Source organism: Labrys sp. KB_33_2 (genome assembly GCF_052114505.1).
GTDB lineage: Bacteria > Pseudomonadota > Alphaproteobacteria > Rhizobiales > Labraceae > Labrys.
The window spans coordinates 1-463 of the sequence record NZ_JBFREW010000091.1 but is presented as its reverse complement, the minus strand read 5'-3'; the positions used below and the strand labels follow the sequence as shown (position 1 = coordinate 463).

General features: G+C 65.4%; 1 protein-coding gene. It reads right to left on the bottom strand.

Annotated elements, in window-relative coordinates:
* A partial coding sequence (locus AB4037_RS34680) for a hypothetical protein (RefSeq protein ID WP_441774693.1) occupies nt 1–224 on the bottom strand: 224 nt, incomplete at its 3' end.
* Between the last annotated feature and the right edge of the window lie 239 nt (nt 225–463).

Genomic DNA, 463 nt, shown 5'->3' with positions numbered 1-463 from the left:
GGCAACAAGGGAGGCTGGCTCGTGCTGATGCCGGGCTGGGACGAGGGGACCGGACGAACGATCGTCGGATCGGAGGTGGGAACTGAAGGCGCCCCCGCCACCGGCGCACCACCCATCGCCGCCGGATTGCCGGCGCTACCTGAACCCGACTGCCCCAGCGCCGTGACCGACGGCACCAGCGCGCCGGCCAGGCCACCCGCAACCATCAGGACCCGCAACGACACGCGCCCAACGGACGGGCAGGAGCGCCAACCTCGATTTTCTACGCTGGACTGGGAAGAAACGACACACGCACCCGCACGAACCAAACCGGACGCCCCATGACGCCCGCCCGCATTCCCGATCATTCCCAGCCCCTGACGATTCCAGCGCGCAGCCCCCTGCACGCAGCGCCAAGCTAGGAAATCACCTCACGAGTCTCAATATGGCAAATTTGAGGGAGTGACACATTCATGTCGTAATT